Here is a 25,260-nt window from a genome sequence, read left to right as displayed (position 1 = left end):
TTTGTTTCATTCGGAAATAATTTATAATAGTATGTAGACGGATCTTTAAGTATTATGGTATAGAATAGTTATCCCCCTCGATTTATTTGATATAGAGGGGGGCGTTGGAACAGGGCTTATTTTTATTTTACAATGGGTTAATGCTGGTGAAATTTTAGGAATTAAGAAGAGTGCATCAAAAGAACCGTCCCCATGAAAACCCATGAAAACCCATGAAAAGAGCCGTGAAAGGAGATGAAGTTGGTGGAGGGTTTGTTAACTACATATTTTAATTGTTATAAGGATTTGGAAGAAGAGTATGTTGAGGCGGAGCTTGAAATTAAGGTGTTTGATGAAAAAACTGATGATGAAATTACAGTTGGTAGTGGACAGCTGTATTTATTTAATGTCTCGACTTGTACATGGGACTATATTTGGAATGTGGCAGACTCCATTAGTGGAGATGTAGAAGTAGTAGTCAGTGCACTAAAAAGTGTTCATAATAGAGAGGATATAGACGGATTAATTGCTGTTATTGATCATCTTGAAATAAACGATGAATATCGTCGAAAGGGTTATGGCACTTACTTTTTGCAAGATGTAATAAAGTATTTAAGTTTTATGAATGTGGATTATGTGGGTCTTATTCCTGTATTAGAAGAGGATGGTGAGTATACATATAATGAGAGAGTATACCGATTCTACGTTGAAAAAGGATTTAAACCTTTAGTTAGTGATTTAGGTGAAAAACCAATTATGGGAAAAAAATTAAATGATGGCGAGTTTCACCTCGAATAGTATCGTGGACATCGTGGGGACGGTTCTCATGATGCTATCTCACAATATCGTTATATTTTTTAACAAAATATCTAATATTTTGATGCACTTTCTTAAAAATTGTTATATTATAATTAACATCAGAGCTTTTAAGGGAACACTTCGTATGTACTTCGATTTTCTTCATAGTTTTATTCAATAGGCCTGGCCTGTCTTGTAATTCAAAATCTAACTCATTTTTCCTCCACATGTTTTTACGATTCTGTTGTTAAAATTTCACTGTGCCCATTTAAATAACTAAATTCTTTTTGATACTTCAATTTTAATTCTGTTCCCGAGAGGATTAATTAATAATTTAAACCCCTATGAAACTTAAAAATTCCTTATTTTACCAATATAGAAGGAGTGCCCTTTAATTATCCCACATTCATCTTTTCAAATACTTTGTTTCCTCAAGTATTTACCTACCTTAATTACTAAATCAATCTTCTATTGTTTTTTCTTTCCTCAGTTATATATAACATCACTTTTAAAAAAACCTTATCTTGGAAATGAATTTTGTCTCTTCCTTCTGAAGAGTGTAAAACCTTCTCTAACCAAAACCAATCCTCCAAATACTTTACGTCCTATTGTAAAGACTCTAATCATGCTTCCAGAATGCTGTAGTATAACATTTTTCCAAAATAACGATTCATTATTTTTCCCCAAAAATATCAATCCTTTATTAAACTAGTTTTCTACTATTGTTTTCCAAAAAAATATAAGGAAGTGGAGGTGTATCGGATGCCGCGTACTTCAAGAAGAAAAAGCCGAAGCGGAATATATCATATCATATGGAGAGGGGCGAATTATCAGGAAATATTCCATGATGACATGGATTGTTTCAAGTTTCTTAACACGGTTAAAAAATATCAGGAAGCCTCTGGATTGGGGGTGTTGGCCTGGTGTTTGATGGGTAACCATATTCATCTACTCGTTAAAGAAGGGGAGGAAACCATATCCGTTACGATGAAACGCATTGGGATTAGTTTTGTATCCTACTATAATTTTAAGTATGCCACGACAGGTTCCCTTTTCCAGGATCGATTTAAAAGTTATCCTGTGGATTCGAAGCGTTCTTTATTGTCGACGGTTCGGTATATTCATCAAAATCCATTGAAGGCGGGTATAGTGAAAGGGGTAGAGGAGTGGCGGTGGAGTAGCTGTCTAGGGTACTATGGGAAAACTATTTATCCAACGAATATGCTAGATTGTGCGTATGTTTTCGAGATGATATGTGAGGATGTGTTGGCTGCGAGGGAGTTGTTTAAGGAATTTAATGAAATGATGGCGGATGACGATGAAGTTGAGGTTGAGGGAGCTAATTTTAGAAGGAGATTAACGGACGACGAGGCTAGGAGAAAAATTAAAAAAGTACTTGGCGAGATAGAAATTGTGCACGTCAAGAGTATGGAAAGGTCACAAAGAAATGAATTGCTACGAAAAGTGAAGGAGATTAAAGGTGTGTCGCAACGACAAGCAGCAAGGATACTGGGAGTTTCACAGACACTAATAGGGAGGGTGTGAGTTTTGGGGCGTGGGGACGGTTCTAGTGAGTCTTAATGTGCTTAGAGCCATAAATAACTTAGAACCAAGGGACTTTCCATGGCTTAGTAGGGATGCTTTCAAGACACAACCATCATTACAAAATTATACTGTAACTAAAACAGCACGTCAGTTTCCACTTATTTCTGATTCTTCTGGAAAAGTGCGTGTCCTTATGGGAATTGTATTAGATTTTTGTTGCTTTGTTTTCGGGAGAACCGTCCCCACGAACCACACCCCGAACCACACCCGAAAAAAACACCTCCCGTGTTGAGTCACAGGAGGTGTTTTCAAATGATTCGCGTATCCAGTTTTCCACAAGGATTCCCTAGATTCTAGGTATCTCTTCTGTTTATTGAAATTTCAAAAATTACTTTGTTAAATAATCACAATCTTCATTATAAAAATCATTTGGACAAGTAATCCATGTATTTATCGTGATGAAAGCTACATTTCTCCATCATCTTCTTTGTTTCCTCAATGCAATTCGTCGTATTAGCAGTTCTTAAATAAAGGTTTGCTTTGTGGTTATGCCAAGCTCTTAAAATCTTATAATAGATTTTCATGATCATAAACTTCAAGCCCCCTCATTATTTAGTTCTTGTCCTACTAATAGTGTAAGCATCTATTTGTGAATTTAGAAGTGTAAAAAGTAACTATTTTCATATATACCCCTTTAGTTTGTATTTAAAACCAAAGGACTAATGGGACTCATGGGGACGGTTCTAGTGAGTCGAACTGGTGCGCTAATAACAGGGTGTTTTTCGTGATTCGTAGGGATTTTGAATTGAATATTTCCTTTACCGTAAACCACGATTGATTGGCATTTCTTGGACTTTTTCGATGTGGAGTATAAAGAGAAGTGAGCATTTTATCGTAAGTAGTCGATGTTATGCAGATAATGTAATGAAGCATGCAAGAATACAGTGAAATCACAACTTAAATACCTAATAAAATAATAATAGAATTAGCATACAAAACACTTGAATTTTCGAATTCCTAGCGGTTTGATTTATTTGTCTCATTCGATTTTCACAATTTTAGAAACAGGGATTTCAATTTTTGTATCTATAATATTATCACCATCTAACGAAAAATGAGCAATTGCTTCAAATTCATAGCCCCCAGGTCCTAACTCATTTAAGACAGGGTCTGTAAATTCGACTTTATGAATTTCATCTTTCTGAAGTGTTGTTGTTAATAATGGTTGGTCCATACCTCCGAGGTATTCGAACTCCCCATTTATTTCATATAGATTAAAGAAAAATATACTTCCTCCGTGATAAATATCCGCTTTATCTTCTTCGCCTATATAAGTAATAGTGGCATAAACTTCAAGGATATCATCATCATTTTCCACGTTTATGGATACCTCAAAATCATCCGCTTCCTTAGTTTCTTCTGTATCTTGTGTCCTTTCGTTCCTATTAGATTCACTACTATTATCTGTTCCACACGCAAATAATCCAAAAATCGAAATAAAAAATATATATTGAATGAAAACTAATCTCCTCATTGTCACTGCCTCCTTTGCAAAGTTAGACGATATAGACTGATAATATGTTTCAAAAATTATACATTACTGCACTTTTGTTCATTTTATCAAAAACTCCATATCTACCTTATGTACGAGGGAAGAAGAGTTTTCGTAAGAACTGTTTCTATAGAGTGATACAAAAGACTCATTCTCATATCCTGAATTTTTAGAAAAGAATCCAAATAGAGACTCAGTAGAACCGTCCCCATGACCCAGCACGTTCCCACCACGGCCCCAGTGAATATATGTGTTTATGTGTTTTGATAAAATTATATCAATATATTTACTATAAGGGAAAAGATGGATCAAAAGGACTATTTTTGAAAAATTACGACAAATTACCGTAAATTTTATTGACATATTATTTGGAAAACGCTTACAATAATTCTATCATTTGCAATGCTTTAAAACTAGCTTCGTTCTTGAGTACTTCTTGATAGTTTCTCATTTTCTTACTTCAAGGTTATTCTACTTGTCATTTTCATTATTTATAATCAATCCGTTCTTTTTAGAGGATTAGGTTTATCTACACCCTTCGACAAAAATTATATTTCGAAAATATATAGTTTGGTTTTTACCTAAAAGGTTATTCATAGACTATGTTTTCAAGGGTTATTCAATAATTACTCATAATCTATGTGTGGTTGGCCAGTTCAACATTATATTTTGGTATCAACAAGGGAGCTTTAACATTAATACATACTTCGTGTCTTGTTGTACATAAAATCAGTAGATTCTTGAAAGAAGGGAGGTTAGCCCCTGTTTTAGGTACATATTGTTTGGCCTAAAATTTTTGTTTTTTTCAGTAGAACTGTAGCTATCTCGTTTTTACAAAAATAGAATAGGAGTTGAGGTTATGAAAGCATTTACCAAAATAATGATCGTTATGCTTGCCATTTTATTATGTATCAGTAGTAACCCGTTTATTTCGTTAGCGCAAAGCGAGAGTAGTAGTTTGCCAGATCCTTCTGAGTTGGAATGGAATCAAGTTGCATTTGGTCAGTCAGTAGATTTAAATTTTTCTGCAAATGTTTTACCGGAAAAAGTGGGGGTAAACCATGCTATACCTGAGTATCCAGGTACGATTGATGGAGAAATCTTTATGGAAAGCCGTGGTGGAAAGATTGCACCGGGGCATGATGGGTTAACATTTTACTATACAACGTTAGATGCAAATAAATATAATTTTGTTCTAGAAGCTGATTTTATTTTTGAACAATTTGGTCCAGAAACAGATGCAGGGCCAAATAGCCAACAGGGTGGAGGGATTATGGTTCGTGACGTGAACGGTCCTCCGCGTCAAGATCCATTTGTTGTTGGAATGGAAGAAGTTCCTGCAGCATCTAATTTGTTTGCAGTTGGATTAATGCGTGATGGAATGAGTGCAATGGCACGTACAGGTGTAACAGAGCCTTGGGGTACTGTTGGAAGTAGTTGGATGAATTCAAGGTTTTCTAATGAGGTTCCTAGTTGGCAGAATTCGTTAAACATGCCAATTCGTTTGAAGCTTGAAAGAACGGACACTGAATTTATTATGACCACTACATTCCTTGATTTAGAGGGACAACCAACATATGAAAGAAGTGTCCAAGGAGCAGATTTAGTACAAGTGATTGATGAAGATAAAATGCAAGTAGGTTTCTTTGCATCAAGGAATATAGCATTAACGGTCAGTAATGCTAGCATTACGCTAAGTGAAGCAAATACACAACCTACACCAGTTGTGGAGCCATCACCTGCGAATCCGTTTATGAATATCGTTTCACCAGCTGATTCAGGGTCTCATACGTACGATCTTAAAGTATTAGCAAATTATGATGGTACCATTACAGTTTTAAAAGATGATCAAGAAGTGGTTGAGAATGCTGAAGTGAAGGGGATGGAAACATTCACCCATACGGCATCATTAGATAACGATTCGACGAAATTTGAAGTTATTTATACGCCTACAGATGGTCCATCTAATGATCCCATTACGAGAGAAATTACAGTTAATAAGCGAATTTTTGATAGTGGCGACGGTCTTTTCGTTTCTCCTGATGGAACGTCTGACGGAGCAGGGACGAAGGAGGATCCACTTGATATTCATACAGCCATAAAATATGTGAATCCAGGTGAAACAATCTTTATGCTTGGTGGAACGTATCATGAACAAATTCGTATCGATAGTGAGTATAGTGGCCAGGAAGGTGCTATGAAAACTCTTGCTCCGTATGATGGACAAGAAGTTATTTTCGATGGAGAGTATCAGAGAGGAACAACTTTAACACACAATGCAGATTATTGGCACTTCGTTGGGTTTGAGCTTACTCAATCAACTGACAACGGTGTGAGAATGAATGGTAGTCATAACATTGTGGAGTCCATGACATTTAGCTTTAACCGTGGTTCTGGTTTCCAAATTTCAGGTAGTGGATCAAATCCTGATAACTGGCCACAGCATAACCTTGTTATTAGTAGTGTTGCCCATGATAACCGTGATCTATCTGATATTAATGCCGATGGATTTGCGGCAAAACTTGGTGTCGGAGTAGGGAACGTATTTAGAGGAAATATTGCCCACAATAATATTGATGATGGCTGGGATTTTTACAATCGAATCAACGAAGGTCCGAACATGCCGATTACCCTGGATGGAAACATAGCCTACTCTAACGGAAAACTTAGTGATGGTTATAGAGAAGATGGAACTTCTGGTAGTGGATTTAAAGTTGGTGGTGAAGGACTGCCAGTAGCACATATTATTAAAAATAATATTGCTTTTGACAACAATCAGGATGGATTTACAGATAACTTTAACCCTGGAAATATGACTGTGGAAAACAATACGTCTTTTGATAATAAAGGAATGAATTTTGCTTTCCGAGCAAATCCTTATATTGATTCTAGTGAGTTAGGTGTCTTTAGAAATAACGTTTCCTTCAGAACAAATTCAGAGTTTACAAATGAGGACCATGTCAATGGAGACATTGACGCAACAAACTTCTTCTTTGATGGGGAAAAAACAGTAAATAGTGCTGGTGTCGTTGTGGATGCATCTCACTTTGAAAGTCTGTCTGTTCCAACGTTTGAGTGGGATAGTGAAGGGAACATCATTTTAGGTGATTTCGTAAGGTTAACTTCAGATAGTCTCCTTAACACAGCTGGTACGAATGGATCCTATGTTGGTGCTGTTCCTTCGAGTGATTCTTCTACACCACCAGGAGACGATGACGATGAGACACCACCTGCAGACGAATTAGAAGAAGTAATCAAGGAATTAAAAGATAGAATTGCAGAGTTAGAACAAAAAATTAGCGAGCTGGAAGATAGTTCGGAGTTAGAAGAATTAGAAAACAGATTAGGAGAGCTTGAAGCAGCACTTGCTGAACTAGAAACAACAAATGAGGATTTACTAGAAGTAATTGCTGAGCTTGAAGCACAGTTGAATGACCTTAGGACTGCATTTGCCGAGCTTGTTGCAAGTCTAGAGGACTCAGATGACAGCAATGAAGAAGGTGAAACTCCTCAGGAAGATGAAAATGGAGACAGTGAAGGCGAAGACGATACTGCTGGTGACGGTGCTTCCAATGATGACGATAAAAATGAATCTACTAATGGAGCATCAAAAGGATCAGATAAAGATGGAGATAAACTTCCAAATACAGCAACAGGAATGTACAACTACCTTCTTATCGGTGCCCTGTTACTACTTGTAGCAGGAGGAGTACTTCTTTATAGAAGAAAGCAAGTGGCATAGCAAAGTGGCAGTGTGACATAGGGACGGTTCTCGCGAGTCGGAAATGCTTGAAGGTATAATGAAGATGTCAAACTAATGTATGGAAATCCCTTCGCTAGTAGCGGAGGGGTTTTCTTCGTAACGGTTCTTGCGAGTCATAGGTGCGCTTTGAACGACGAATACTAGGTATCTCCAAGATTTTTCGAAGGTGGTTGTATTAAATAAAATAGTGTGTCAATAAAGAAAGAACTTATGTAGTGATAATGTGTCCTGGACGACAGGATAGCTGTAATGTATTCCCTCAAAATGATTGAAAAAAGTATCGTTCAAGGGGAGAGTGAATTTGACGAAGCAGCGTTTTTAACCTAACCGTGACTCAGTAGAACCGTCCCCACAAATAAAAAAAGACGCCTCCTGGTGGCGTCTTTTTGTTCGCTTTGCCGCGAGAGACAGCACTCCACATTGTGCATTGCCTTAAAGGCGCGTCAATCTCGTCTTATGCAAATTAGCTCATCGCTTGATTAGTATAACATTATATTCGTGCAATGGGTAGAAGAAATTTGTAGGATATTAGCCCATCAATCACAAGTAGATGATAAACATTCAATTAAGCGGAATGATATTGTTGGTGCTAAGTAAATGACTTTAGGTGGAATTCCATTGTTCAGTAGGAAATTACACATTTTTTTACATTCTACCTTTAGTGTGTGGAAGAGGATGTGAGGTTGTCTCACAGAAAGGGATGAGATAGGGTTTCTTATAAAACTAAGGTTATGCCGTTTATGGGAAGTTTTTCATATTTTTCTACAATTCAATCGAATAATTGTTCCTTATTTCCTTGAGAAAGCCAGAACGGGTTTTTAAAAGGAAATAATGTATGTTAGAATTGCCACCAAGTTATATAAAGAGAGGGGCTTGATGAATTTGAATAAGAAATGGTTTGTAAGTTTATCCTTAGCTGCAGTTGTATCAATTACTGCTGCATGTAATGGTGTGAATAATGGAAATGAAGGTGAAGGTAACAATTTGGATGGAGATCCTGCCGGAAATAATGAAGAGGCAATGGGAGAAATAGAGATGGAAATGCCAGAGCCTGATTTAGATGGAGTTCCTGATGTGGTGGCAGAGGTTAACGGTCAGGAAATATTGAAAGAAGATTTTGAGGCTACATACGTTGGCCAATTTCAGCAAATGGCTATGCAGGGTCAAATGACAGGAGAAGAGGTAGACCAATCTGCTTTAAAACAGCGGGTTATTGAAAATATGGTAGGTACAGAGTTGCTCGATCAGGAAGCTAATAGTAGTGATTTTGACGTTACAGAGAATGACATTGCAGCTAAGTTAGATGAAATTGCTTCTCACAATGGGATGGATTCTGCAGAGGAGTTTCTGATGGCGGTAGAAGCACAAGGCATGAATGAAGAAGACGTGATGGCCGAAATTGAAACACAGGTGAAAATAGATCAGTTGATTGTCCGTGAAGCTGGTGAGATTCAGGTAACGGAAGAAGAATTACAAGCATTTTATGATGATCTTTTGGCGCAGCAAGAGCAAATGATGGCCGGAGAGGATACGGACGAATTAGACATACCTACATTCGAGGAAATAAGACCGAATCTGGAAGCTGAATTAGTTTCTCAACAAGAAAATGAAGTGTTGCAAACGATAGTTGCAAACCTACGTGAAAGTGGCGACGTTGTGATTCATCTGTAGGAGCCACAGTTGTGGTGCAAGGTCCCTGCCACCGAACGAAAAGATAGCAAGCACCACTCGGTTTGTGTCGAAATAGAGAGTCGATCTCTCAATACTTTGATGATTTTAAAAATTTAAACACCGCCTATGTAGTGGGACTGCTGAGTGCATTCCTGTGACACGGGCGGTTTTTCTGACGTTAAAAAAGTAGTTGATGAATTGAACAAAGGCGACTCCCTAATGATGTCTTATATAGAAGATGTGGAAACGATAGAAAAATTTGTAAAGTGGATTGATAAAATGGACTAACTAAGGTTGCGCACAACTTTAAAGCGCCAGTTGATGCCAAAGGTTTGTGGATGCGGTGTGCATCTTGAAAATGCAACCAGTTTACTTGATATATATTTAATATGTGGAATTAGTTTTGAGTAGCTGTCAGGTGATAGCTACTCTTTTTTATTTCACATTTTTAGTTCATCCCATTATCTTCTTTTTTTATTTGTTCTATTAATAGAACAATATCTACTTTTAATTTTGTATAAGGACTTAAGTATTATCCAGTTTTCGTGCCTTTCGTATTATAGTTTCGATTTATTTTACAGTTTATAGGAAAAATCACAATATTTTTTCGAAATAAAGAAGGGATTTGTACCTATATATCGAATATTTTCATTATATAGAATCGAATTTTCAAATAAAGAGTGAAAATGAAAGGGGAGGTTTAAATGAAATTAAAAGTAGACAGTTTACCTGAAGAGGACCGGATGATTTATGGTGTAATGAATACGTTAAAAGGTCAGAGAAAATGTTTTATGGGAATTAATTAAGTCATCAAATAAGGACCATATAAGTCAATTTCCTGAAGTAAGTAATGAAATCAGAAAGCTAGAATCGAAGGGATTAATTAGTTTTAATCATCTCTATGAAGGGAACAATTTTAGCTTCAACGTTTTGGAGAAGGCTCCCGTATTAATGGCGAAGTTGCGAAAGGTTAGGTATCGTCAAACCGGATTAAAGGGGAGAGGACTTGCATCTGGTGTGCTACATTTCTTCTGAATGCATAAAACCTCATTAATGTGATACTTTTAAAAAAACTACGGGTAACTAAAAACTTAAACACTCTCAACCTTTTTTATCAAAGTTTGAGAGTGTTTTTTATAAAACCTTTTAAAACGATCGTTTAAAAGGCGCTAGTATGGCCATTGATTTTGCTAATTTACATAGCTTTTATCGTTCTAAGAGCACGAAATTCGAATCTATGAGCAGGAATTGGAGTTCTATGAGCAAAAACCCACATTCTATGAGCAACTTGCCGTGCAACCACCCAACGCGCCACTGCCACCCCCCACCGTCTCACAACCACCCCACGCCCCCTCACCTTCAACTACCAAATTCACTTTATGCCCTTAAAATTTTCTTCATGTACTACTCAATCAACTATCATCATACCCCTTGTCCATTCATATAGTTTAGAAACAAGTGGACAGAGTAGAGGTGGTTGGATGAAAAATTGGATTGCGTCCTTAGAGTATGCAATTATCGGAATGGTTGTATTGCGATTGCTATCTGGACTGTTTGAAATGACAGCAGCATTTATCATGTTGAAATTTAATAATGTTGAAAAAGCACTTCAAGTAAATGCCCTATTGGCACTAGTTGGACCTATAATTTTAATTGTTACCATGACCATTGGACTTGTTGGTGTGTCAGACAAATTACCATTTAGTAAACTTATCATTGTTGGTCTAGGGGTGTTTCTTATTATATTTGGATTGAAAAGGTAACGGGGACGCACCATAATAAAAATCTCCATCTTTAGAAAAGTGGAGATGACTTTCAGTAGGAATATACAAACTAATGGTTTACTTCTCGAAGCATGTCTTTTCTTAAACTAACATATCTCTTTTCTTGAACAGAATGAATGATGTAGTTAAAGATAAACATGCTGTTATGAACAGTATCGTTACGGAAAAAACAAGAGTTGCGTCTTGTATTGCAAATTGATTATGAAGGTGTGCTATTAGGTCCAAATGTAAAACAAAGATGTATTTTAAACTTGTAATTTGGGATTGGAGATTACTAAAGATTAATCCTAAAATAATCATTGCCATCGACATATTAATGGACAGAGCAATCGATTTTTGGAAGAGTACAGAGATGAACAGGATAACACTTGTTAGTACTAGAACGATAAAAAAATTAAGTCCATAGCTAATTAATATAAATTGCCATAGAGGTACACTAGTAAATTGATCTGAACCAATAACGATGTGGTCATTCCAATTTCCTATTCCTAAGAATAACGAGGAAGTGATAAATGTTAAGACATTAGAGAAAATCATAACACCAATAGATGCTATAAAAAATGCAAGCCATTTTGACAGAATAATGGTTATTCTTCCAAGAGGTCTAAGTAATAATGTTTTCATGGTCCCGTTTGATATCTCCGTTGATACAATATCTGCACCAATAATAATTACACTAATTGGGATGAAGACGGAGATAAACAAACTACCCATATCTAAAGCAAAGGGGAGCAAGAGACGTCCGAGTAATGCAAAAAGTAAAAAGAGTACTATAATTAGTTCTAGTACTCTGGTAGGAAAGGATAAACATTTATGATTCCAAAAGTTAAAAAAATAATAAGAGAATCTAATTCATAATCAATAAACAGTTTCTGATTTTTTAGTATATCTGATTACTTTATTGATTAGTTCATTTTCTAGTTCATTTGTCTTTTGTTCTAAACGCTTCCCAATAAAAAATACATCAAGAAAAGGCCAAATAAATAATGTAAGCCAACCTAAAAATAACAAAGCTATACCATAACCTACATCGCCTATATAAAAGCGATGTCCACCTAAAAAACCGGTAAACCACCATAAAAGATACATAACTACTTTGTTCTTCTGGCTTTTTTCCAATTCGCTTTGAACCATAGCTAGCTGCTCTGCAGTTAAATCCTTCTTTAATAATAGATTGTCCAAACTACTACACCTCCTTTAAAGGATAAGGTTATACAACAACAAGTATATAATATTGTATAGAGCATATGCACTGAACTGTTTGAATAGTTACACTTTTTTAAAAACAATCTTATTAAGAGGGAATCAAAAATTCAGTTGGGTAGTAGATACCTAACTGAATTTTTTAAAAGGACATAATAGTGTCTTTGTATTTTTCCTTTACAAAGACGACGTGTTGTTTGAAAGACAAGCAGAATTTATAAAATTTTGGACGCTATGAAAGTTGTCTAGCTCCAGGAATCTAGCCCTTTTCTTATGATTATGTGAATTCACGGTGTTCCTACGATCCATTCTTCCTTTAAAATTATTTCAGTTGGATACAGTTGGATACACGAACGTAATTATTATGATGGCTAATCATGTTGAGTTTATGTACCAGGGGGGATAAGCATCATTCGATTTTTGTGAAAAAAGTGGAAGGTATGTATGCTGATTTTTTCCCGTAAAAGATGTTTTGTATGAAGCCGTGAAACTATTTATGGCTTCGTTCGTAATAACAAATAAGTATTTATTTCATCGGCACAACGGTTTAAGGGAACTATATCCAGTATCCAAGAGAGGTGTGCAAGTGTGATGGATAATCAGCGAAAGGAAAGAATCATCGGCCTTTTAAAAAAACTTCAACATTCTATTGATAAAAAAGTTGCTAATAAACTTGCTCTAAGTAAGTGTGAAAGAATGATTAAAAAAATGGATGAATTTTCAACTGAATGTGAAGGGTGTAATCTTCAGTTGTCTGCTTTAGAAGATCACCTTAAAGACATTAGTCAAAAACAAAAGGGTAATCAGCTTTATGAAGAAGATATTGTACAGCATAAGAGGAAAGTAAATGATATGATTTCACATTTGCGGAAACAACATAAATTAGTTGCTGAGGGTCACTATTTGAGTACTTACATGGCTCTTGGCACAAGTCTCGGTCTCGTCTTTGGAATTGCTGTTTTTGATAATGTTGGCATGGGCTTACCAATTGGAATTGCGATAGGATTAGCCATTGGTTCAGGTTTGGATGGAGACGCAAAGAAAAAGGGAAAGACTATTTGAGGTATTGATGGGGACAATGGAAGAGTAGGACAAGGGAGATTGCACTTCAAACTTGTCCTTTTTTGTATGATAAGAAAGCATAAAATTTCCACTTTGAAAGTCTAGGAGACTGGATGACGATGATTTCATCGTTTTCACGGTTTGCAGGTAGATTGGCGTGCTTCTATGTTACCGCAAATCAATTTTTCTCGTTTGCAGGCTGATTGGATAGCGCCAATGTTACCGCAAATCTATTTATCTTATTTGCAGGCTGATTGGACAGCGCCAATGTTACCGCAAATCAATTTTTCTCGTTTGCAGGCTGATTGGATAGCGCCAATATTACCGCAAATCAATTTTTCTCATTTGCAGGCTGATTGGATAGCTCCAATATGACCGCAAATCTTTTTTTCTCATTTGCAGGCGTATAGGAAGTGTTCTATGGTCCTGCAAACATCACTTTCAAGGTTTGCAGGATGATTGAATAGCTCCAATATGACTGCAAATCTTTTTTTCACGTTTGCAGGCGTATAGGAAGTGTTCTATGTTCCTGCAAACGTCATTTTCAAGTTTTGCAGGCTGATGGGACAGCTCCAATGTTACTGCAAATCTTTTTTTCACGTTTGCAGTGGTTGCGGTGATAGATAGATATAAATTCCGATGTAAGCATGTTTTTTTGAGGCACAGGATTGGTGTAGGATAATTATTTTGTGGTTTTAACAAATTCAGCTTGTAAATATTTGTATTATCGCATACTATTAAATGGTAATATATAGAATTATTTTATCGAAAGCGGGTGTTGCCATGGAGATAAAATCTCGAATGATGTCTCATGAACTAACATTAATGCACTTACTGAACTGTCGCGTAAGCTTTACAGAAAAAGAAAAGAAATATTTTTGGAAAATGAGAAAAGGGTTTGAAGGTGAATGTCAATTCGATGAGCTTTTAGCCAAAAGTGTACCAAACGAGAATTGTCTTGTTTTAAATGATTTATTGCTTGAGCACAACAATACACAATTCCAGCTAGATTCTGTTCTCCTCTCAACCTCCACCATTTACGTTTTCGAAATAAAGACTTTCGAAGGAGATTACTATATTAAAAATGGTGAATGGTTCTTCTGTAAAACAAATAATGCTATCACAAATCCACTACATCAAATGCAACGAAGTGAAACATTACTGCGGCAATTGCTGCAACAGCAAGGAATTAACTCCAATCTACAAATTCAATCTAACCTCATTTTTATCCACCCTGAATTTACTCTCTATAACTCTTCAAAAGACAGTCCAATTATCTTCCCAACACAATTAAATCGGTTTATGAAAGACTTGGGGAAAAAATTAACTGTGAAGCCGAATCAAAGACACATGCAGCTAGCAGAAAAACTGAAGTCTATGCATATTTCAAGGCCTTCATTTGAAAATATCCCTAAGTACAGTTTTGAAACGATAAAAAAAGGTATTTCGTGTGCTTCCTGCCGATCATTACATGTTATTTTAATTGGTGGTACTAAAATGCATCAGATTTTTTGTAATAATTGTGGTCATGTAGAGGAAGTAGATGAAAGTATTTTACGCGCCGTTAAAGAGTACAAGCTACTTTTTCCGGACAGAAAAGTGACGACTTCTTCAATTTGGCAATGGTGTGGAGTGTTTAAGTCACCAAAAGTCATAATGAGAGTTTTAAAAAAAAATTTTAATAAAGTGGGAAAAAATCGATACTCATATTTTGTAGTTTAATAAACTTTTAGAAGAACTTTAAGAAGAAAATGAGTCGACTGTACGGCTTATTTCGACTTAACTTTTTGTAGTATTATTAATGGTTTATATGTTTCTGCATATTTTTTTCACTGTTTGCAGACTCATTGGACTGTGCATTTGATGTTTTTTCGTCTTTCTTCAGCTCTATACACCTGCTTAAATTTAGCAAATATGCTTTCTAGCTTTCTCCAGCACTAGACGCTTGCTTAAACCTAGCAAATATTTTGTTGTATTCCTGTTAATAGTAACGACTTCTTTCTTACCGCAAATCTATTTATCTTATTTGCAGGCTGATTGGACAGCTCCAATGTTACCGCAAATCTATTTATCTTATTTGCAGGCTGATTGGACAGCGCCAATGTTACCGCAAATCTATTTATCTTATTTGCAGGCTGATTGGACAGCGCCAATATGACTGCAAACCATTTTTTCTCGTTTGCAGGCTGATTGGATAGCGCCAATGTTACCGCAAATCTATTTTCTCATTTGCAGGCTGATTGGACAGCGCCAATATGACTGCAAATCTTTTTTTCTCGTTTGCAGGCTGATTGGACAGCTCCAATATGACCGCAAATCTATTTTTCTCATTTGCAGGCTGATTGGACAGCGCCAATATGACCGCAAATCAATTTTTCTCATTTGCAGGCTGATTGGACAGCTCCAATATGACTGCAAATCAATTTTTCTCATTTGCAGGAAGAATGGTGGCTTCTTTCAAACTGCATTTAATCGTCTACACTATTTGCGGTAGGAATGACGGACACTTTCATACCACAATTCCTCATTCTCACTGAAACTCCACTTATAGTTGAAAATAACAATCTCCATCCAACGTGCTGTCAATGATTCCACATCCAGTCCAGGTCTCTACTAAAATTAATTCCCCATAAATGTAATTTCCTTCTCGCTAGACCATCGCATGGACAATATATGTCCACACCCCTTTGTTATAGTAGCCTTACAAAAGAAATAGGAGGAGATAATAATGAGTATGAAATCATTTGAGGAGCTTCGTGATGAAGGGTATTTTGATGGAATGGTAGAGGAATTGGACGAAATTTTTACAGAAGCGTTAGAAGGACTAGATGAGATTTTTTCAGAAACGATATTTGAAGTGGAACAAATTTCAAAGGAAATGGTAAAATGGGAGGATAAGGGAGAACAGAAAACTAGTAAAAAAGATATGGGACAAGGAGCCCCTACATCAAGCCAAGGGGAAGAGAAAGAAGGGGAAGGCCATCAGTCAGCAGCAGAGAAGAAATCAGAGGAACGACCAATCGAAGACCAATAGAATTCTATCCATCTATGAACGCTTGCAAAAGGGAGATGTGATCTCCAAAGAAGAAGAGGCGAAACGGTTTGCCGTAGATAAGAAGACAATTCAGCGAGATCTTGAGGATATTCGCCGCTATTTAGGGGAGGGGAAGCGCACTGAGGGGGCAATCGGACCTGATTACGAAACGGAATTTGTTCCTGATCAGGAGCACACCCATCCCGATTCCCAGATCCCCGACCACGGGACCCATCCCACCCCTTATTTACAATATGATAGAAAAAAGAAGGGTTACGTCCTAAATAAACAACAGGAACATGCCCTCACGAACGAAGAAATTTTGGCCATTGGCAAAGTGCTGTTAGAGAGCCGGGCCTTTCCGAAAAATGAAATGGCCAATCTCATACATAAGCTAACGCTTCAATCTACAGCAGGAAATCGAAAGCACATAAAAGAGGTTGTGAGAAATGAAGCCTTTCATTATATTCCACTTCAGCACGACAAAAATTTATTACACTTGATTTGGGATGTGACCACGGCTATACGGACGCATCGAAAACTAACGATTAACTATAAGAGAGAAAAGGCGATCGTGTCCAAGGACGCGGTCGTACTGCCAGTTGGACTTGTTTTTTCCGAATACTACTTTTATTTAATCGCTTATAAAGAAAAGGAAGACATGCCGTTCCCTATCATATACCGACTGGATCGGATCCAGAGCTACACAATCCAACAAGAGCATTTTAAGATTCCAGAAAAGGATCGATTTGAAGAGGGAGAATTTCGTAAAAAAATTCAGTTCATGACCCCTGGGGAAATCATGCGAATTCATTTTTACTTCCAAGGCCCCTCCATCGAAGCAGTGTTGGATCGATTACCTACTGCGAAGATCCTTACCAAAACAGGTGACAAATTCCTGGTGGAAGCAGAAGTGTTTGGCGAAGGAATAAAAATGTGGCTCCTGTCTCAAGGCCCGCATCTTGAGGTTGTAAAACCGGCGCACTTCAGAGAACGAATGGAAACGACCATATTAGACATGCATCACGTATACAGTGGAGGAGGACAACAATCATGATAAATCAGAGCATCGGTCTCGTTTTTGCTGGAGGTGGAGGGAAAGGAAGCTATCAAATTGGCGTTTGGAAGGCAATGGAGGAGTTTGGATTACATAACCAAGTGAAGGCCGTTTCCGGAACATCCGTCGGGGCTTTGAATGGAGCTCTTTTTTGCCAAGGAGACCTAGCTCTTGCGGAAAACCTTTGGATGTCCATCAGTCCCGAAAAAATTATCGGTGTGAAGCCGGAGCAAGTAGTGAAATGGGCGGCAAATGTCGGACGAAGAGCTGTCATTCCTCCAAAAGTCCTTAAGTGGCTCCAAATGCTGGAGGGAACTGGTGTCCTTTCCCGTGATGGACTAATTGAATTAATGGATGAAAAGGTGAATTTCTCGACCCTTTCTAGCTCGCCCATTCCGTTGTTTGCTACGTGTGTGGAGATAGAGGACGACATAGAAAAGGCTTTCGGTAAATCCACCTTTGATCGGGCAATTGATAAATCGAAGCTCCTGATGAAAAACTTTTTTATGGGGAAAAAAGCAGAATACTTTCAGCTAAACGGACTGGAGGAAGAAAAGCTTCGGACGATATTGCTTGCATCCTCCTCCCTTCCTGTTGTCTTTAATTCGGAAACCATTGACGGGAAACGCTACCGGGATGGGGGATTAATAGACAATACGCCAATCGAGCCACTTTATAAAATGGGCTGTGACGTGATTGTAGTGGTGGCGTTGAGTCAGGCAGAACTCTTGATGTATCAGGACTATCCTCATGCAAAGATTATCCCAATTGTGCCAACGACGGATCTTGGTAATTTTGTGAAAGGGACACTGGATTTTTCCCAAGAAGGTGTTCAGCGGAGAATTTCTCAAGGCTATGCGGATGCTTCGGCTATTCTGCAGCAGCTGGAGGTGTTCGTTCAGCAGGAGGATCGTTACGAGGAGCTGTGGGAGAGGGCTGTTCAGCAGGAGGTGCCCTTCCAAAAGGCGATTCAGGATATTAATGATAAGGAAGGGGATCGGCTGCTAATTAAACAGTCGATCGGCCAGCTTCAGCGCGTCATTCGGGAGGACGATTTTGAGGGGGACATGGCCTTTTTACCTAGTCGATTGGAAAATTTGTTGGATACGGGAAACTACGCCCTCTTGCGGCAAATTGATCGGAATGAATTGGGGCAGATTTCAAGGCGGGTGAACGACTTTGTTTCGCAAAACACGGATAATCGCCACAATTTGGAGCAGGCTGCCCTTGAGGCGGTGTCGGTCCTGTCGGCGCAGGAAGGGAGAACGAAACACATTCAAGAGCAAGGATTTTTCGCCAAGCTCTGGTCTTTTGTTTCGGGAAAAAACGAAAGTGTATTAGCTGAAAGTCAGCTTCAGTTGGCTAAGGGGCAGTTTGCGGGTCTGAAGCTCATTTCCCTTATGCAGGAGAAGCATTTGCTTACTTTTGAGTTTGCTACTGTGCTGCAAAACAGGGCAAACTGGCTTTTTTCTGAGGTGGATCAATTAAGTGACGAACTGAATGAGCAGGCCGTTCAAATGTATAAAACGATTGCCAATGTGTATGTGAAGGTGAGGCAGGAGTTAAAGAGCCAGGAGGAACGGATTGCGAGTTTGGAAAATCGGGTGAGTATATTAGATTGGTCCGATTCTGTTATTGTGAAATCGTATCAAGGGCGGGAGTATCGGCACCTTTCCGTAGTGGAGAAGGTTGTTTGTGTAACAAATGACTTCTACACGTTGACGAATGGAGAATGGAATGAAAAGGAGCTAGAAAAGCTGAAGGTAGTCTGTCACAAATTAGACATGAACCAGGTCTCTATCCATTTAGAGAATTTTTTTGTCGAAATTTCTGAGAAGCGGCACTTAGTGGATCGTCTGTTTCGAGGCTTGGAAGCGGCAGGTGGACGTAATGACGGACTCGGACAGGACGGATTTGGGCGGCACAACATATTGGAATATGGGTTTGGACATGGCGCGGTGTCCATTCTTCAAGTGTTGGAGAATTTGCAGCAATCGCCATCGTCAACGGGAGGTCAAGGTGGATTGGGTAACTCAGCTTGCAAGTCAAATTTGGATGAAACATCGGGTCAGTTTCTTGCGACTGCAACGGGTGACTCATCGGATTTGTTCCATTGGACTGCACTGGATGACTCATCAGAACCGTCCCTATGCCCCAACCCACGCGCTAGCTTTGGTGTTTTTTCGTTTATGATTGAGTTGTTATTTCATTTGCAGCGTGGTGGTTATGGGAAGCGGGAGAGGAAGAAGCTTTCTGTTGCTAAGGAGAGGTATGTGGAGGAGCTGAGGGAGCTTAGTAGGCTTTGTAAGAAGCACGATTTGTCTCAGGTTCTTCAGAAGGATATTGGGAAGTTGGAACAGAGAATTGTTCGCTTTGAAATCATTGTCCCTGTCATTGGGGCATTTAGTGCAGGGAAGTCGACTATTTTGAATAGTTACTTAGGGGAGAATCTTCTTGATGCCGATTTAACACCGGAAACGGCTGTTGCAACGGAGATTCGACCGTCTGATCAGGAGAAGTTTGTCATTCATATGGAGTCTGGGGAGACGCGGGAGCTCCCATTATCGGAACGGAACCTGGTGAAAAGGCAGGACCATCAGGAAATGGCTTATTGCGAAATACACCTAAATAACCGGAAACTGTTTGACCACGAGGATGTTATTTTAGTGGATATGCCTGGGCTTGACTCCAACATTGAAGCTCATAATAAGGCGATCCAAAGCTACATTGATGTAGGGACGACCTTCATTGTCTGTGTGGATATGTCCATCGGTTTTAAAGAAAGCACGAAGGAATTTCTTTATGATTTAGCGGTGTTTGATGATGGAAATCGTCCTATGGATATTAGCATTTTGCTCACGAAAGAGGAGTTAATCGTACCGGAGGATGTTCCAGGAATTGTGGAGCAGCATAAAGGATTAACGGAGCAAATGGTTGGGCGAGAGCTGTTCGTTGGAACCGTTTCTGCAGGAGAAAATAAATTGCAGGCGTGGAATCACGTGATTAGAAGCATTGATGATCGGAAGGAAGTGCTGCTGGAAAGGACGTTCCATGCTTCGGTGGAGGAGTTGAAAAGGAAGGTGCAGGCTGGCCTCGTCCTTTTGAGTAAAGAGGAGCATTTGTCCCTTTATGATTTAGAGGAAAAGAAACGAGAGCTCAAGAAAAAGGAACAAGACTTAAAGGCATTTATACAGCGCCGGAAAAAAAGAGTGCTAGAGCTTTGTGAAGGAAGGATGGCTTCTGGTGTAGTGGACGATGTGTACGGGGTCCTTCTGCAAAGCAGGTCAAGCATAAAAGAGGCAATGAAGGATGAGGATCAACTTCGATCAAGGCTGGAGGGCTTAATTCAGAACACCTTTAAGGTTTCTGTTTTAGAAAGAAGTCGTGCCGTTTTTCGTGAAATCGGACAAGAAGTATCCCAGTATGTGGAGGAAAGAGTGTATGCCGTCATGGACGAGATCATGGTCGATGCAAATGTGACGGGGACAGAAGTGTCATCTTCAGCTGCTGTAAAAAATGAAGTGGGCGTTTCAAGCTTCGTAATGAAAGGGTCCGGAACGTTGGCGAGCTTAGGTGCATTAACGTCGCTGACAGGAGTTGGTATTGGGAAAATCGTACTGCCGGCTGTTGTTTTGCCAGCAGGTATTATAGCTAGCTTAGTTGTTCTGTTTCTTTCTTATTTATATAAGCAGGAAAGAGAAAAGGAGCTGGAACGGCAGTTGGATGAACTCATTCGCCAAGGGTCAGAAAATGTTCGTGATCAGGCAGTAAAGCAGCTGCAGGAGATGGGGGAACGTTTTTTTCACCACTTAGAAGAAAAGATAGGGGACGTCATAAAGGAAATGGAGCAAACGATTGTGCTACTAGAGGATCAAATTCGTAAAAGCGAGGAAGAGATTGCTGTCAAACGTCAAGAGATAGAGGCAGATTTACAGCAGCTCATGAGCTAGATGACAGGGAAGAGGAGAGTTCACCATGGCAAGATTAAGATCTGAACGTGGAAAGCGAAGAATTGTGCAGGAGGAAAATCGATTTTTGGACAACCCTCAGGAGGGGATGGCCTTAATATCGAATTTAATTTCCATGCCGAAGCAAAAGGAGGAGCTCCAGCAGCATGTAGAAACGTTAAATAAATATGTACATGAGGAGTTTCTTGAAATTTGTAAGCTCGGTCACCTGCCAAATGAGGCCATGATGTTTTCCAGTTTAAAAAAATTGGTGCAGGATGTAGAGGATATGTGTCAGTTTTCAGCCTTAGCCAATAAGAACGTGGTAGCAATTGGTGGGGGATTTAGTGCAGGAAAATCCCAGTTTTTAAATTCCATTTTGCAGGACAATATTCTTCCTACAGAATTAACACCAACGACAGCTATCCCTACCTATATTTTTAAAGGAAGGGAAGAAAAAATCACTGCTTTAAACACGTTTCATTTAAGCGTGCCTCTTGATCGGGAGGCGGTGAAGGCTATTAGTCATGAATTTCATGAACGGTACAATGTGAGCTTCAGTCATATTATTAAGGTGCTGACTATCGAAAAGCCGTCCATCCCATATGAAACCATTACCTTTTTGGATACGCCTGGCTATAGTAAGTCCGATACGTTTATGGAAAAGGGAGATAACACGGACGAACGGATTGCAAGGGAGCACCTGATGCATGCGGATTATCTCATATGGCTCGTGGATATAACGAAAGGGACGATCAATGACACAGATATTCAATTTCTGTTAAGCCTTCATTTCACAAAGCCATTGTTTGTTATTTTTAACAAAGTGGATTTAGTAGATGAGGAAACAGCACTTCAAATTGTCCAAGAGGGAAAAGAGAGATTGGCAGATGCGAACATTCCATATGAACGTGTCATTATGTATGACTCCACTGCACAGGAGGGAAATGAACGGGATGGGAATTATTTACGAGATTTCTTCTGTCGTGTGAATAAACGGATGAAGTTCACGACGGTGAAGGAGAGCTTTGGAAAGGTCCTTGATGAGGTGAAAAAATATAGCTTCCAAGAAACAAAGAAGGGGAAGGACATGCTCCAGATCATGAATGGTTTTTACTTTGAGGTGGGGGATGCGTCTCAGGAGGTAAAGGATCGAATCACGTTCCTTACAAATGAAAGTAAAGAGGAGATCAGCAGGCAAAAGGGAATGATGAAGAAGCTTGATCAATTGGAGGAAAAGCTTTACATAACGCTAGACCACGTCATGAAGCTCCTTGAATTAAAGGAGCAAACAATAGGTGATGGAGGGGTATTAGCCTATTTACAAGGAAGAAAGGCAGACTTGTTTGACGGCCTTTCAGTTGGTGATTCTTTAAAAGGAACGGTTTTGAAACGGAATTTCTTTGGTGTCTTTATTGATTTTGGCTTTAACGACAGTGCAGTCATTTCCATGCATGATATTGGTGAAGCATTTACGAATGAAGTGGAGGATATTTTTTCCAACGGGCAGGTTGTGTACGGAGAGATCGTAACAGTGGATCGCGTGAAAAAACTTCTAGTGATGAAGATGGAGGAGAAGGGGAGGTCATCTGATGAGATCAATGAAGGAAATGGAGCAGGTGGTGAAGGGGCTTAAAAAATATGGTCACATGCTTCCAGGGCATTATGAGGAGCTAGTTTCGCACGTGAAACGGACGAAGGAGAACGTGAAAGATGCGAAGGAAAAAAATAGGTGCTTACGTATTGGTATTGTTGGACAAGTGAATGCAGGGAAATCATCCTTTATTAATACTCTTGTCTTTCAAGGGAAGGGCGTATTGCCAAAGGCGGCCACTCCAATGACAGCTGCTCTTACTGTCCTTACTTATTCTGATGAGCTAAAGGCAGAGCTGGAGTTTTACAATAAAGAGGAATGGCAGCGGATTGAAGAGGATGGGCAACATTATGATGAGATTTTAGTAGAAACGAAGGAACGTCTCGCACGTGAACAGCGCGATCGTAGTGGGAATGGAGGTCGTTTTGGTCGGTCAGAGGTGGAGAAGCCTATAACGGAGGAGCAGGTGAAGCGTGCTGCCATTATTCCTGAACACGTGAAGGCTGCGAAAACGATCGTTCAAATGGTGAAAAAAAGTGGCCTTAAGCTTGAAAATTATTTAGGTGCCCCACCAAAGGTGATTAAAGGGATAACAGTAGATGAGCTCATTGGGAAACTGGAGAAATACGTTGGTGCAGAAGGAGAATTTACCCCTATCGTTCGTAATAGTACGGTCTATTACAATGATCCGTTACTGAAGGACATTGAAATTATTGATACGCCAGGGCTAAACGATCCTGTCCTATCGAGAGGCCGTCGAACGAAGGACAACTTAGGGATATGTGACGTGGTTTTTGTCTTAAGCTATGCTGGTTCCTTTATTGATAAAGTGGATGTTCAGCTCCTTGCTCAATACATTCCTTCCAATGGGATTAATGAAATTATACTAATCGGGACGAAGCTAGATGCTGTGTTACGTCAAGAGTTCAGGAAGTTTCCGTCTATTGGGGAGCTGTTGGATACGCAGGAGGATAAGCTTGAACGACTAGCAGAAAGAACGTTTCACCATCTTGCCGATCAATGTGACCATGAAGGGGAGAAGCAGATTATTGATCGGGTGATTCAATCGTTACCCCCTATTTTCATCTCTTCCATGGCCTTCAATATTGCTACGAATTGGGGGAGTCTATCAAAGGAGGAGGCTTACCATTTAAATAGCTACAATGCCATGTATCCTCATGAACCGTCCTTTGATCGAGAGCTTCTGTACGAATTGTCTAATTTAGAGCTGGCCCATGAAAAACTGGAAGAGCAACGTAGAAAAAAGGACGATATTATTGCAAGTCGCATACAGAGCATTACTGAAGGTGCAAGTGAGGGCTTTGATCAGCTATTACGAAAAATGAAAGAGGCAGCGGAGCAGCGAATGGAGCAGATTCGATCTGGTGATGTAGACCTTCTTCAGGAAAAAGAAAAGGCGATTGTTGGAAAAATTCAAAAAGGTCGTTATCGACTAGAGACCGTTTTCGAATCGTGTGTGCTAAAGGTGAAAAGTGATTTTTCCATGCTAGAAACAGACATGAAAGGAATGGCACGGGAATTTCAAACGGTGAATATTAAGACGGGTAGTGAAATGGAGTCTTATGAGGTAAGTGCCTTTGAACTATTTAAGCCGAAGACGTGGTTTAAAAAGAAAACAGAATATCGTGCCATCCCATATGACTATGCCAATGTTTATGATTCTATTGATCAAGTGGAGGAGTTCGCCACCGAAACAGAACGGCGGTTAAAGGAGCTTCTATTAGGGATTGTGAATAAGGATAAAATGAAGGGGGAGCTACGTCAGGCAGCCCTTAGTTTGTTTGATTTAAGTGATGAATCCTTTGAGGTGGAGGACGTGGTTATTCCTGTTGAAAAAACAATAAACCGTTTGAATCTACCAGAGATAGATTTTGGAAACAAAGACTATACAGGGATAATCACAAAGCACTTTAACGAAAGAGAAATAAGAAACGATGCCATTATGAAGCTGGAAAATGCCCAGAGGCAAGCCATAAAGGAAGTTCTGAAGGATATGCAAGCATCCATTTTGAAAAAAACGAAAGAGATTTCAGGAATCCTTGAAAGAGCTCAGCAGGACTTTGTTCGTTCCATTCTGTCTGACATAGAGGAAGACCTACAACAGCTTCAAGGGGAAATCAAAAACAAAGAGAAAAGTTTAAAAGAGTATGGAGAGCTGGTTTCTGTGATGGAATTAGCAGAGGGGCGAAAATTAACGATAATGGTATAGATAGCAGGAGCCGTCTTTGCCTTTATGGAATTCCATATTTT

At 39.0% G+C, this 25,260-nt stretch carries 19 protein-coding genes; 14 read left to right on the top strand and 5 right to left on the bottom strand.

Annotation, left to right across the window (positions count from 1 at the left end):
- The first annotated feature begins 243 nt into the window (after positions 1-243).
- On the top strand, positions 244-777 hold the full coding sequence (locus tag QA612_RS17940) for an N-acetyltransferase (protein ID WP_278285204.1): 534 nt from the start codon (positions 244-246) through the stop codon (positions 775-777).
- A 762-nt stretch (positions 778-1,539) separates the two neighbouring features.
- Positions 1,540-2,322 (top strand): transposase, encoded by a 783-nt coding sequence (locus QA612_RS17935; protein ID WP_278285203.1) that lies wholly within the window; start codon positions 1,540-1,542, stop codon positions 2,320-2,322.
- Positions 2,323-2,747: 425 nt separating this feature from the next.
- Here QA612_RS17935 and QA612_RS17930 read toward each other — a convergent pair whose 3' ends face one another.
- Together QA612_RS17930 and QA612_RS17925 are read right to left on the bottom strand one after the other, a co-directional pair.
- The gene (locus QA612_RS17930; RefSeq protein ID WP_278285202.1) at positions 2,748-2,912 is read right to left on the bottom strand and encodes a hypothetical protein; all 165 of its coding nucleotides are present in this window, start codon (positions 2,910-2,912) and stop codon (positions 2,748-2,750) included.
- Between the two features lie 449 nt (positions 2,913-3,361).
- The gene (locus tag QA612_RS17925; RefSeq protein WP_278285201.1) at positions 3,362-3,856 is read right to left on the bottom strand and encodes a hypothetical protein; all 495 of its coding nucleotides are present in this window, start codon (positions 3,854-3,856) and stop codon (positions 3,362-3,364) included.
- Between the two features lie 877 nt (positions 3,857-4,733).
- On the opposite strand from QA612_RS17925, the gene QA612_RS17920 reads away from it, so the two are divergent.
- The 3 genes from QA612_RS17920 to QA612_RS17910 all read left to right on the top strand — a co-directional run bounded on the left by QA612_RS17920 (position 4,734) and on the right by QA612_RS17910 (position 11,071).
- Positions 4,734-7,616, top strand: a complete 2,883-nt coding sequence (locus QA612_RS17920) for an LPXTG cell wall anchor domain-containing protein (protein WP_278285200.1) — start codon at positions 4,734-4,736, stop codon at positions 7,614-7,616.
- A 903-nt stretch (positions 7,617-8,519) separates the two neighbouring features.
- Positions 8,520-9,308 (top strand): SurA N-terminal domain-containing protein, encoded by a 789-nt coding sequence (locus tag QA612_RS17915; protein ID WP_278285199.1) that lies wholly within the window; start codon positions 8,520-8,522, stop codon positions 9,306-9,308.
- Between the two features lie 1,481 nt (positions 9,309-10,789).
- Complete coding sequence (locus QA612_RS17910; RefSeq protein WP_278285198.1) at positions 10,790-11,071, top strand: YqhV family protein; 282 nt, start codon at positions 10,790-10,792, stop codon at positions 11,069-11,071.
- Positions 11,072-11,173: 102 nt separating this feature from the next.
- On the opposite strand, the gene QA612_RS17905 is transcribed toward QA612_RS17910, so the two are convergent.
- A complete protein-coding gene (locus QA612_RS17905; RefSeq protein WP_278285197.1) occupies positions 11,174-11,827 on the bottom strand; it encodes an ABC transporter permease in 654 nt (217 codons plus the stop codon).
- Between the two features lie 123 nt (positions 11,828-11,950).
- Complete coding sequence (locus QA612_RS17900) at positions 11,951-12,274, bottom strand: TM2 domain-containing protein (RefSeq protein WP_278285196.1); 324 nt, start codon at positions 12,272-12,274, stop codon at positions 11,951-11,953.
- A gap of 612 nt (positions 12,275-12,886) precedes the next feature.
- On the opposite strand from QA612_RS17900, the gene QA612_RS17895 reads away from it, so the two are divergent.
- The 3 genes from QA612_RS17895 to QA612_RS17885 all read left to right on the top strand — a co-directional run bounded on the left by QA612_RS17895 (position 12,887) and on the right by QA612_RS17885 (position 15,079).
- Positions 12,887-13,357, top strand: a complete 471-nt coding sequence (locus QA612_RS17895; protein WP_278285195.1) for a glycine zipper domain-containing protein — start codon at positions 12,887-12,889, stop codon at positions 13,355-13,357.
- 165 nt (positions 13,358-13,522) lie between these two features.
- Positions 13,523-13,732: a hypothetical protein gene (locus QA612_RS17890; RefSeq protein ID WP_278285194.1), complete on the top strand. Its 210-nt coding sequence runs from the start codon at positions 13,523-13,525 to the stop codon at positions 13,730-13,732.
- 408 nt (positions 13,733-14,140) lie between these two features.
- Positions 14,141-15,079: a nuclease-related domain-containing protein gene (locus tag QA612_RS17885; protein WP_278285193.1), complete on the top strand. Its 939-nt coding sequence runs from the start codon at positions 14,141-14,143 to the stop codon at positions 15,077-15,079.
- A gap of 233 nt (positions 15,080-15,312) precedes the next feature.
- On the opposite strand, the gene QA612_RS17880 is transcribed toward QA612_RS17885, so the two are convergent.
- A complete protein-coding gene (locus tag QA612_RS17880; RefSeq protein ID WP_278285192.1) occupies positions 15,313-15,561 on the bottom strand; it encodes a hypothetical protein in 249 nt (82 codons plus the stop codon).
- Between QA612_RS17880 and QA612_RS17875 the strand changes: the two genes are divergently transcribed.
- The 6 genes from QA612_RS17875 to QA612_RS17850 all read left to right on the top strand — a co-directional run bounded on the left by QA612_RS17875 (position 15,561) and on the right by QA612_RS17850 (position 25,219).
- Complete coding sequence (locus QA612_RS17875) at positions 15,561-15,851, top strand: hypothetical protein (RefSeq protein WP_278285191.1); 291 nt, start codon at positions 15,561-15,563, stop codon at positions 15,849-15,851. The two genes, QA612_RS17880 and QA612_RS17875, sit on opposite strands and share 1 nt — an antisense overlap.
- 234 nt (positions 15,852-16,085) lie before the next feature.
- Positions 16,086-16,391, top strand: coding sequence for a hypothetical protein (locus tag QA612_RS17870; RefSeq protein WP_278285190.1), 306 nt, complete (start codon positions 16,086-16,088; stop codon positions 16,389-16,391).
- A gap of 37 nt (positions 16,392-16,428) precedes the next feature.
- Entirely contained in the window at positions 16,429-17,448 is a 1,020-nt protein-coding gene (locus QA612_RS17865) for a helix-turn-helix transcriptional regulator (RefSeq protein WP_278285189.1), read from the top strand.
- Positions 17,445-21,398 carry a patatin-like phospholipase family protein gene (locus QA612_RS17860; RefSeq protein ID WP_278285188.1) on the top strand — a complete coding sequence of 1,318 codons (3,954 nt, stop codon included), beginning with the start codon at positions 17,445-17,447 and terminating at the stop codon, positions 21,396-21,398. The genes QA612_RS17865 and QA612_RS17860 overlap by 4 nt, the downstream gene beginning before the upstream one ends.
- 25 nt (positions 21,399-21,423) lie before the next feature.
- Positions 21,424-23,031, top strand: coding sequence for a dynamin family protein (locus QA612_RS17855; protein WP_278285187.1), 1,608 nt, complete (start codon positions 21,424-21,426; stop codon positions 23,029-23,031).
- Positions 22,988-25,219: a dynamin family protein gene (locus tag QA612_RS17850; RefSeq protein ID WP_278285186.1), complete on the top strand. Its 2,232-nt coding sequence runs from the start codon at positions 22,988-22,990 to the stop codon at positions 25,217-25,219. The genes QA612_RS17855 and QA612_RS17850 overlap by 44 nt, the downstream gene beginning before the upstream one ends.
- Positions 25,220-25,260: the final 41 nt, after the last annotated feature.

It is taken from the genome of Evansella sp. AB-P1, assembly GCF_029688925.1.
In the GTDB taxonomy this organism is placed as follows: Bacteria; Bacillota; Bacilli; order Bacillales; family Salisediminibacteriaceae; genus Evansella.
The sequence above is the reverse complement of the archived record's forward strand: the minus strand, read 5'-3'. Positions and strand labels throughout refer to the sequence as shown.